8 protein-coding genes and 2 pseudogenes are annotated in these 10,197 nt (G+C 65.8%); 3 read left to right on the top strand and 7 right to left on the bottom strand.

All coding sequences use genetic code 11. From position 1 onward, the window contains the following. Window positions 1-95 precede the first annotated feature (95 nt). Window positions 96-857 (top strand): metallophosphoesterase family protein, encoded by a 762-nt coding sequence (locus tag ACESMD_RS11440; protein ID WP_372613242.1) that lies wholly within the window; start codon window positions 96-98, stop codon window positions 855-857. A gap of 51 nt (window positions 858-908) precedes the next feature. Beyond that, on the top strand, window positions 909-2,981 hold the full coding sequence (locus tag ACESMD_RS11435; RefSeq protein WP_372613240.1) for a DNA polymerase II: 2,073 nt from the start codon (window positions 909-911) through the stop codon (window positions 2,979-2,981). Between the two features lie 44 nt (window positions 2,982-3,025). Here ACESMD_RS11435 and ACESMD_RS11430 read toward each other — a convergent pair whose 3' ends face one another. From ACESMD_RS11430 to ACESMD_RS11420, 3 genes and pseudogenes are all read right to left on the bottom strand, one after another. Continuing rightward, window positions 3,026-4,816, bottom strand: a complete 1,791-nt coding sequence (locus ACESMD_RS11430) for an ABC transporter transmembrane domain-containing protein (protein ID WP_372613238.1) — start codon at window positions 4,814-4,816, stop codon at window positions 3,026-3,028. A 33-nt stretch (window positions 4,817-4,849) separates the two neighbouring features. Then, window positions 4,850-5,949 (bottom strand): annotated as a pseudogene (locus ACESMD_RS11425) (diguanylate cyclase domain-containing protein). Next, window positions 5,853-6,311, bottom strand: coding sequence for a GAF domain-containing protein (locus tag ACESMD_RS11420; RefSeq protein WP_372613236.1), 459 nt, complete (start codon window positions 6,309-6,311; stop codon window positions 5,853-5,855). Before ACESMD_RS11420 ends, ACESMD_RS11425 begins: the two are co-directional and overlap by 97 nt. 197 nt (window positions 6,312-6,508) lie before the next feature. Between ACESMD_RS11420 and trxC the strand changes: the two are divergent. Next, window positions 6,509-6,947 (top strand): annotated as a pseudogene (gene trxC, locus ACESMD_RS11415) (thioredoxin TrxC). A 159-nt stretch (window positions 6,948-7,106) separates the two neighbouring features. Here trxC and ACESMD_RS11410 read toward each other — a convergent pair. The 4 genes from ACESMD_RS11410 to ACESMD_RS11395 all read right to left on the bottom strand — a co-directional run bounded on the left by ACESMD_RS11410 (window position 7,107) and on the right by ACESMD_RS11395 (window position 10,160). Then, window positions 7,107-7,427 (bottom strand): hypothetical protein, encoded by a 321-nt coding sequence (locus ACESMD_RS11410; protein ID WP_372613234.1) that lies wholly within the window; start codon window positions 7,425-7,427, stop codon window positions 7,107-7,109. A 24-nt stretch (window positions 7,428-7,451) separates the two neighbouring features. Then, on the bottom strand, window positions 7,452-8,321 hold the full coding sequence (locus tag ACESMD_RS11405; RefSeq protein WP_372613232.1) for a VWA domain-containing protein: 870 nt from the start codon (window positions 8,319-8,321) through the stop codon (window positions 7,452-7,454). Window positions 8,322-8,478: 157 nt separating this feature from the next. After that, window positions 8,479-9,240, bottom strand: coding sequence for an ABC transporter permease (locus ACESMD_RS11400; protein ID WP_372613231.1), 762 nt, complete (start codon window positions 9,238-9,240; stop codon window positions 8,479-8,481). Next, window positions 9,237-10,160 (bottom strand): ABC transporter ATP-binding protein, encoded by a 924-nt coding sequence (locus ACESMD_RS11395; RefSeq protein ID WP_372613244.1) that lies wholly within the window; start codon window positions 10,158-10,160, stop codon window positions 9,237-9,239. Before ACESMD_RS11395 ends, ACESMD_RS11400 begins: the two co-directional genes overlap by 4 nt. Window positions 10,161-10,197 lie beyond the last annotated feature (37 nt).

Raw genomic sequence — 10,197 nt, 5'->3', positions numbered from 1 at the left:
TTGTTTTTTCCTTTGTCCTGTCGACCACCGAGGGGAGGTGCTTGAAGTCGGAAGTGGTATGGTCAGGAAATCACCAGAATGGGTAGGTATGCTATATGCGACTCAGGGTCCTGTCTGATCTGCACCTGGAACATTTCGACGAGACACGCGAGCTGACGGAGGTTTCCTGCGATGCGGTAGTGCTGGCCGGTGATATTCACCGCGGGGCCGAGGGGCTCACCTGGGCCGCCGAACGATTTGCCGGCACGCCGGTCCTCTACGTGCCCGGCAACCACGAATATTACGGCACCTGCATGGCGACCCTGCGCGCCGAGCTGGCCACCGAGGCGGCTCGGCTCGGCATCCACCTGCTGGATAACCGCAGTCTCACCCTCGACGGCGTGCGCTTCCATGGTATCACCTTGTGGACCGACTTCGCGTTGTATGCGGATGAACCAGATCACGACCCGATGCTGACGGAAGAGACGGCGCTCCGAATGATGCCGGATTACCGGATCATCGAGCAGCCGCAAGGGGAGGTGTTCACCCCGGCGGAGAGCCGACGGCTGCACGCCGAGGCGCTGGCCTGGCTGTCCACCGAGCTGGCCCGGCCCTTCGACGGCAGACAGGTGGTGGTCAGCCACCATGCTCCCCTGGCCGCCTGCATTCCCCAGTGCTATCGCGGTGATTCGCTTTCGCCGGCCTTCGCCTCGCAGCTCTCGCCGCTGATGGGGAAAATGGCCCTCTGGATCCATGGTCATGTCCACGAGCCGGTGGATCTGGCGGTGGCCGGCACCCGCGTCATCGCCAATCCGGGCGGTTATCCGGACGAGTTCGATCCACCGCTGTTCAGTCCCGACCTAGTGATCGAGGTGTGAGACGCCGCCGGCGGCGGTAAGATCACGTCCTCACGCAGGAAATGAGGAGCGGTGGTGGTTTCACGGCAGGGATTCATCCTGACACGCCACTGGCGGGAGTCGCCCCAGGGCACCGAGGTCACGTTCTGGCTGGCGACCGACGAAGGGCCGGTGTGCCTTCGGCTGCCGATACAGTCGTCGGTGGCCTTTGTGCCCGTCGAACAGCGCGAGCGGGCCGAGGCCGTGCTGGCCGCTGAGCCGGGTGGCGGAAAGCGTGTCGAGTTTCGTGAGCTTTCCCTGTGTGACTTCCACCACCGGCCGGTGCTGGGCCTCTATTGCCGACAGTATCGCCAACTGGTGAAGCTCGAGGGTCGACTTAAGGAAGCCGGAGTGGCGGTGTACGAGGCGGATATCCGGCCGCCGGATCGCTACCGGATGGAGCGATTCATCACCGCACCGGTGTGGTTCCAGGGAACGCCGGACGGCAGCGGTGTCCGGGTCGATGCCCAGCTGAAGCCCGCGTTGGACTATCGCCCCAGGCTGCAACTGGTGTCGCTGGATATCGAGACCAGCGCCAGGGGCGAGCTCTATTCCATCGCCCTGGAGGGCTGCGGCCAGCGCCAGGTCTATATGCTGGGGCCGCCGAACGGCGATGCCGAGGGCCTCGACTTCCAGCTCGACTATTGCCACGACCGTGCCGAGCTGATCGAGCGCCTGAATCACTGGGTCGCCGCGCATGACCCCGACGCCATCATCGGTTGGAACCTGGTGCAGTTTGACCTTCGTCTGCTGCACGAGCACGCCCAGCGCATGGGGGTGGTGCTGCGGCTGGGGCGCGACGGCGCCGAGATGGAGTGGCGCGCCCACGGCCACCAGCCCAACCATTTCTTCGCCTCTGCCGCCGGACGACTGATCATCGATGGCATCGAGGCGCTGCGCTCCGCGACCTGGTGCTTTTCCTCTTTCAGCCTGGAGAATGTCGCCCGGACCCTGCTCGGCGAGGGCAAGGCCATCGACAACCCCTACCAGCGCCTGGACGACATCCTGCGCATGTTCGCCGAGGACAAGCCGGCGATGGCTTGCTACAACCTCAAGGATTGCGAGCTGGTAACACGGATCTTCGCCGAGACCGACTTGCTGTCCTTCCTGCTCGAGCGCGCCAGCGTGACGGGCATGCCGGCGGATCGCAGCGGCGGCTCGGTGGCGGCCTTCACCCACCTCTATCTGCCGCGGATGCATCACTTGGGCTTCGTGGCACCGAACCTGGGCGAGGGGGAGGGCGCCGAGAGCCCCGGTGGTTTCGTCATGGACTCGCGCCTGGCCTCGTCGATCACCATGCGCGGCCACGAAATCATGCAGACCACCCGGGAGTTGATCGAGGTCGATGGCTACAGGGTGATCTACGGCGACACCGACTCCACCTTCGTCTGGCTCGGCGGCGCGCATTCCGAAGCGCGCGCCACGGCCATCGGTCGACGGCTGGTGGCACGGGTCAATGCCTGGTGGCGGTATCACCTGGCCCGGGAATACCGCCTCGAGAGTGCCCTGGAACTGCAGTTCGAGACCCACTTCCGGCGCTTTCTGATGCCCACCATCCGCGGCGCCGAAGCCGGCAGCAAGAAGCGCTACGCCGGTCTGGTCCGCGACGAGGACGGCAGCGAGCGGCTGGTCTTCAAGGGGCTGGAGACGGTGCGCACCGACTGGACGCCGCTTGCCAAGACCTTCCAGCAGGAACTCTATCGGCGGGTCTTCCTCGGTGAGCCCTATCGGGACTATGTGCGCGGCTATGTTCAGGACGTCGTGCAACGCGGCCTGGCCGGGGAGGTCGACGAGCGGCTGGTCTATCGCAAGCGGCTGCGTCGCAGGCTCGACGATTATCGCCGCCATGTGCCGCCCCATGTGCGTGCCGCACGACTCGCCGACCAGCTCAATGACCGCCTGGGTCGACCCCGCCAGTACCAGCACGGCGGCTGGATCCGCTACGTGATGACGGTGGCGGGCCCCGAGCCCCTCGAGGCCCGCCATTCGGCGATCGATACCGAGCATTACCTGACCCGGCAGTTGCAACCGGTGGCGGACGCCATCCTGCCCTTCGTCGGCGACGACTTCGCGACTCTGATCGACCGCCAGCTCGGGCTGTTCTGAGCCGCCCAGGCCGTCGTCGCCCGACGCGGCGGGTTCCCGTGGCCTCAGGTGCCGTCGGCGGCCGGAGGCATGGCGTGCTGGCCGAACTGCAATTCGGCCAGGTGGCGATAGAGCGGGCTTGCCTCCAGCAACGCCTCGTGCGGGCCGGCGGCCACCAGCCGGCCGCCGTCCAGCACCAGCAGCCGGTCGGCGGCGACCACGGTGGCGAGTCGATGGGCGATCACCAGGCTGGTGCGGCCGTGCATCAGGCGGTCCAGAGCCTGCTGCACCAGGCGTTCGCTCTCGGCGTCCAGGGCGCTGGTGGCCTCGTCGAGCAGCAGCACTCTCGGGTCCTTGAGCAGGGCCCGGGCGATGGCCAGGCGTTGGCGCTGGCCACCGGAAAGCTGTACGCCGCCGGGCCCGAGCGAGGTATCGAAGCCTTGCGGTAGGGCCTCGATGAACTCCAGGGCATTGGCGTCCCGGGCCGCTTCGCGCAAGGCTTCCAGGCTGGCATCGGGCTGGCCATAGCACAGGTTATCGCCAGCGGTGCCGGTAAACAGCGTGGGTTGCTGGGCGACCAGGCCGAGATTGCGGCGCAGGTCTCGAGGGTCCAGGTCGCGCAGGTCGACGCCGTCGAGGCGAATGATGCCGCTATCCGGGTCATGGAAGCGCAGCAGCAGCGCAAGCAGCGTGCTCTTTCCTGCGCCGGAGGGGCCCACCAGGGCCACCCGCTCGCCAGAGTGGACATGCAGGTCGAGCCCAGCCAGGGCGGGTTGTGTCCGGCCTGGATAGGTGAAGTCCACTCCCTCCAGGCGAATATCGCCCCGTACCGGCTCGGGCAGGGGCCTGGGGCTTACCGGAGCATGAATGGTCGGCCGGGTGTCCAGCAGTTCGAGCAGTCGCTCGGCGGCGCCGGCGGCACGTTGGACGTCGCCGGCCACCTCGGCCAGGGTGGCCACGGCCCCGGCGGCGAGGACCGCATAGAACACGAATGCCGAGAGCTCGCCACCGCTCATGGTGCCGGCGAGCACCGCCTGGCCACCCTGCCAGAGCATCACGCCCACGGCGGCGAAGACCACCAGCATGGCGATGCCGGTCAACCAGGCGCGCTGCCGGGTGCGTGCCACGGCGCTGGTGAAGGCCTCTTCCACCCGCCGACCGTAGTCGCGTCGCTCGATGGTCTCGTGATGAAAGGCCTGGACGGTACGAATCCCCGCCAGGGCTTCGCCGGCATAGCGGCCCAGCTCCGCCACCCGGTCCTGGCTGAAGCGCGACAGGCGGCGCACCCGCCGGCCGTACCAGAGTATCGGCAGCACCGTGGCGGGAATGCCCAGCAGCACGATGGCCGAGAGCCAGGGCTGGGTCACCAGCATCAGGATCACCGACCCCACCAGCATCAAGAGGTTGCGTACCGCCAGCGAGAGCGAGGAACCGAAGAGGGTCTGCAGCACGCTGGTGTCCGCCGTCAGCCGCGATGTGATCTCGCCGGACCCGCCTCCATCCTCGCCGCTGGCCTCGAAGAAGCCGGGCTCGAGATCCAGCAGGTGGTCGAAGACGCGCCGTCGCAGGTCGCCGGCCAGCCGCTCGCCGATCCAGGTGACCAGGTAATAGCGCAGTGCCGAGGCCACCGCCAGGACACTGACCACCCCTAGCAGCATGCCCAGTGCCTGATTGAGCCGGGCCCGATCCGCCGAAAGGAAACCCTGGTCGATGACCAGCCGCAGGCCCTGACCCAGCACCAGCACACTGGACGCCGCCAGCAGCAGGGCGACTCCCGCCAGCACCAGTCGCCAGCGATAGGGGCGCAGCAGGCCGAGCAGACGCAGCAGGATTCGCGGGTCGGGGCGTGGTGTCATTCAGAGCCTCGTATCAGGAAGGGGCATGGTTCGTTAGTTCATTTCCGGGGAATAGAACAGGTGGCGATTGCGTCCCAGGTCCTTGGCCACGTACATGGCGGCATCGGCATTGCGCATCAGGGAATTGGCATTCTCTCCATCCTCGGGGTAGCAGGCGATGCCGATGCTGCCGCTCAATACCACCTCCCTGTCGCCCAGGGAGAAGGGCGTGACCAGGGTCTCCAGCAACTTCCGGCCACCGGGATGGCCTCCTGGGGGCCGGCAATGTCCGGCAGCACGACCAGAAACTCGTCTCCCCCCTGACGACTCAGGGTATCGGAGGCACGGACGCAATCCTTCAGCCGCTGTGCCGCCTGGCGCAGCACCTGGTCACCGAGTTCGTGCCCCAGGAGGTCATTCACCTGCTTGAAACGGTCGAGATCCAGGAACATCAGCGCCAGTGACGTCCCGGAACGCCTGGCCTGGGCGATGCCCATGTCCAGGCGGTCCGTCAGCAGCAGGCGGTTCGGCAGGTCGGTGAGCGAGTCGTGCTGGGCGAGATAGGCCAGCTGTGCTTCGTTCTCCTTGCGCTCGGTCACGTCCCGAATGAGCATACTGGTGCGCAACTCACCGTTGTGTGCTTCAAATACCGATGTAGACAGCTCGGCCGGAAAACGCTCCCCGTCATGTCGCACTATGGTCAATTCACCACTGAAGCTGCCGGTTCGCCTTCGCTCCTCGACGGCCGCCGCTACCCTTGGATCACTGGTATCCACCAGGCCATTGCGACCCAGGGCCTGGATGTCACTCTCGGTACAACCGAAGGTCCGGCAGGCGGCGGGATTGGCGGACAGGATTCGCCCGTCGGCTGCGGTCAGCAGGATGGCATCCCGGGAATGCTCGACGATGCTGCGGTATCTGTCCTCGCTCTCGCGAAGGCGATCTTCGGCTTGCTGTCGTGCGGCTTCCAGGGCGAACCGCCCGAGGCCGAAACTGATCACGGCGGCAATCTCGCAGAGCAGCTCCCGGGTCTCCTCGTCGAAGGCATCGGCCTGGGTCAGGTAGACGTGAGGGCGCCGACGGTATGGCCTTCGCAGCTCAGTGGCAGGGCGGCAGAGGCGCTCCAGCCGAAGCTTTCGCCGAGGGCGTGCCATCGGGTGGTGAGAGGGTCATGTATGAAATCGTCGCACCAGACAGGATGCCCTTCGCGAAGGGCCGTTCCCGTCGGACCGCGGCCACGGGAATCCGCGGCATCCAGTGAGATCTGCATGCCTTCCAGGTACTCCACCCCACGGCCGAAGTGCTCGGCCACCCTGACGGTGCCGGCTTGTGGATCGAACATCGCTACCCAGGCCATGGGCAGTTCACCGGCCTCCACGGCGATCCGACAGGCCGAGGCCAGCAGGACGGATTCGCTAGCCGATTCGAAAACGGCGTTGTTGCAGCGGCTGAGGGTCAGATAGAGTCGACTGAGCCGATGGATCTTGGCTTGCGCAACAGCGATATCAGTCGTCATATGGGGCGATCCCCTGGAGGTTCCAGGACACAGGCGAAGCCGTTTGCGGCTTCCCGAGCCGTTGCCGCGAAGCGACGATTGAAGTGTCGCATCTTTACAATCTGTGCGCATGTTCGAAATCGTCGATACACCTCCTTGAAGCCGCTACCGGGCGGGGTAATATTGAGGTTATAGGCCCTCCTACAGGAAGCGCCATCGTGTCTGATTCCGTTATTCTCGGCTGCCCCGATTGCAGCGCCATCAACCGCGTCAGTCGTGCCCGTCTCGACGATGGCCCGACCTGCGGCAAGTGCAAGCAGCGGCTCTTCACCGGCGAGGCGGTGCCACTCACCAGCGCCAATTTTCACGCACTGGTGGAGCGCAGCGAGTTACCGGTGGTGGTGGATTTCTGGGCCGCCTGGTGCGGCCCCTGCAAGATGATGGCGCCGATCTTCGCCGATGCCGCCCGGGAGCTCGAGCCGCGCATGCGTTTTGCCAAGCTCGACACCGAGGCCGAGCAGGCCCTGGCCGGGCGTTTTGGCATCCGCAGCATCCCCACCCTGATCGTCTTCAAGAACGGCGGGGAAGCCACGCGCCAGCCGGGTCTTCTGCAGGGGACCACAGCTTCGGCAGTGGCTCCAGCCGCACCTGATGTAATGGTAGGTGGCGGGGTGCTCTCCAGCAGCGCATCGACGATGAATCTGGCGCCTGACGGCGCCAACTGTCGCACCGGCAGCAGCGTCGTGCTCCTGCTGCAAGCGAAAAGCGGCGAGGCTTGTGCCTCGCCACCGTCACCATGCTACTCCAGGCAGGACGCTACTCCACGCTGAACTTGATCTGCTCCAGTATCTCGCCGCTGTCGCTGGCCTTGTAGCGCAGTTCGTAGTTGCCGGCTGCAGTAGGTGCGAACAGCTGCAGCGGGCTGCCCTGGCTGGCCCGTGCCTCGCGGATGGCCTCGGCATCGTCGGGAGCGTTTGCCGCCACGATCTGGATGAAGTCTTCGTAACGTCCCGGCCCCTGCCAGTTCACCGTAACCACGCCACCCGCCTCGGCGGTTCGCTCGATGGCCAGGCTGACCTCGCCGGCCCCCACGCTGACTGGCAGGCTTGCCAGGGTCCTTCCTGATTGCTGGATCACGTAGCGGACCTCGTAGTCACCTGGCTATTCCGGGGCATCGAGGGTGACTGGCGAGCCCCGGCTGGTGCGGGTGTAGTCGGTGTAGCTGCCCTCAGGGGCGCCGGCCTCGACGATGGTGACGTAGTCCTTGTCATCGTCGGGTCCCGTCCATGCCACTTCGATCACCGAGCCTGCCGGGGCCTGATCGGGTGCGGTCAGCTCGGCAGCGGGTATGGGCTCGGGTTCTGGCTCGGGTTCTGGCTCGGGTTCCGCGATGGGCTCGGCGGCGGCCTGCTCCACCTGGCTCAAGGCGCGTGCCAGCTCGGCGCCGGAGTTGGTCTGGAAGAGCTCCCCGCCGGTCTGGTCGGTCACGCAGGAGAGCTGCTGGACCTCGCTGTCGGTAAGCCCGAAGCCCACCACATGGGCGCGAATCGCCATCCCCTGTTCTGCCAGCCGCGCTGCCACGGCGCAGGGGTCGCCCTCGCAGGTCTCCAGCCCGTCGGTCACCAGGATGATGTCGGCGGCCTCGGCGGTGCGCGGGATCTGCTCGGCGGCGAGACGGAGACTCTCGGCGATCGGTGTCATGCCCTGGGGATTCAGGGCACGTATCTGGTCCGCCAGGGTATCGGCATCCTGGAGCTCCATGGCGGCGATGACCTCGATATCCCCGCAATCGCCCCGGCGGTTGTGGCCATAGGCCAGGACACTCAGAGGCACCTCGGGGTCGCGACCCTGAAGATACTCATCGATCACCTCGCGCGCCACCTCGATGCGCGTGATGTCGCCTTCGATGCGGTTCCACATGGAGCCCGAGGCATCGAGAACCATCACCCCCACGCGTTCCGCCATGACGGGAGTGACTCCCAACAGCAGCGCCGCGGGAAGCAGGGAAAAGGACCGGCTCAATCGGACCATGCAGCACCTCCAGATTGCTATGCGTCAACACGCAGCATAGCCAAGGGCGGTATCGACGTGCACCCTCCATTCGGATGGGGGCAGGGGCAGAGGCCGCTGGTGATGGTCACCCAGAATCAGGAACTCTGGCCCCGGCCCGAAAGGTAGGGGCATGAGATCACGGCTTGAGCCGATAGCCGCTCTTGAAGATCCAGCGCAGTACCGCCAGCGCCGTGCCCAGGAACAGCAGGATGACCAGCAGACTGACCACCGGGCTGACGTCGCTGATGCCGTAGAAACTCCAGCGGAAGCCGCTGACCAGGTAGACCACCGGGTTGGCCAGGGTCACCACCTGCCAGAAGGGCGGCAGCATGTCGATGGAGTAGAAGGTGCCGCCGAGGAAGGTCAGCGGGGTGATCACCAGCAGCGGCACCAGCTGCAGCTTCTCGAAGCCGTCGGCCCAGATGCCGATGATGAAGCCCAGCATACTGAAGGTGGTGGCCGTGAGCACCAGAAACACCAGCATCATCAGTGGATGCTCGATGGAATAGGGCACGAAGAGCCGGGCCGTGGCCAGCACGATCAACCCCAGGAGCATCGACTTGGTGGCCGCCGCGCCAACATAGCCGATCACCACCTCCATATAGGACATCGGCGCCGAGAGAATCTCGTAGATCGAGCCTGAGAAGCGCGGGAAGAAGATGCCGAAGGAGGCGTTGGCGACGCTCTGGGTGAGCAGCATCAGCATGATCAGGCCCGGGACGATGAAGGCGCCATAGCTAACGCCATCCACCTCGCTGATGCGCGTGCCGATGGCCGCACCGAACACCACGAAGTAGAGCGAGGTCGAGATCACCGGCGAGACGATGCTCTGCAGCACGGTACGCATGCTGCGCGCCATTTCGGCGAGGTAAAGGGTCTTGACGGATTGCAGGTTCATGCGCGCTCCTGGACCAGGCTGACAAAGATATCCTCCAGGGAACTCTGGCGGGTGTGCAGGTCCTTGACCCGCAGGCCCACCGCTTCCAGGTCGGCGAGCAGCCCCGAGATGCTCGAGCTCTCCTCCTGGCTGGCAGCGTCGTAGCTGTAGACCAGGGCATGGCCCTCGTCGGCGAGTTCCAGCCCATGGCCGGCCAGGGCCGCGGGCACGCCTTCCAGGGGTTCGTGGAGGTGCAGGGTCAGCTCCTTGTTGCCGAGCTTGCGCATCAGGGCACGCTTGTTCTCCACCAGCACCAGCTCCCCGCGGCGAATGACGCCGATGCGGTCGGCCATCTCCTCGGCCTCTTCAATGTAGTGGGTGGTGAGGATGATGGTCACCCCCTGATGGCGCAGCTCGCGCACCACCTGCCACATCTCGCGGCGCAGTTCCACGTCGACCCCGGCGGTAGGCTCGTCGAGGAACAGCACTTGGGGCTCGTGGGACAACGCCTTGGCGATCAACACCCGGCGCTTCATGCCGCCGGAGAGCTCCAGTAGACGGTTGTTGCGCTTCTCCCAGAGGGTCAGGGCGCGCAGTACCTTCTCGATATGGGCGGGGCTCTTCGGCTTGCCGAACAGGCCCCGGCTGAAGCTCACCGTGTCCCACACCGTGGTGAAGGCCTCGTTGGTCAGCTCCTGGGGCACCAGGCCGATCAGTTCCCGAGCGCGGCGATACTGGCGCACGATGTCGTGGCCATCCACCATCACGCGGCCCTCGCTGGGATTGACCAGCCCGCAGATCACGCTGATCAGGGTGGTCTTGCCCGCCCCGTTGGGGCCGAGCAGGGCGAAGATCTCACCACGCTGGATCTCGAGGTCGACATCGATGAGCGCCTTGAAGCCGTCGCGGAAGGTCTTCGACAGGCCTTCCACGCGAATCATCGGCGCTTCACTCAAGGGTGATGTCTCCCTGGAAATC

The organism is Halomonas sp. (assembly GCF_041689495.1).
In the GTDB taxonomy this organism is placed as follows: domain Bacteria; phylum Pseudomonadota; class Gammaproteobacteria; order Pseudomonadales; family Halomonadaceae; genus Halomonas.
The sequence above is the reverse complement of the archived record's forward strand: the minus strand, read 5'-3'. Positions and strand labels throughout refer to the sequence as shown.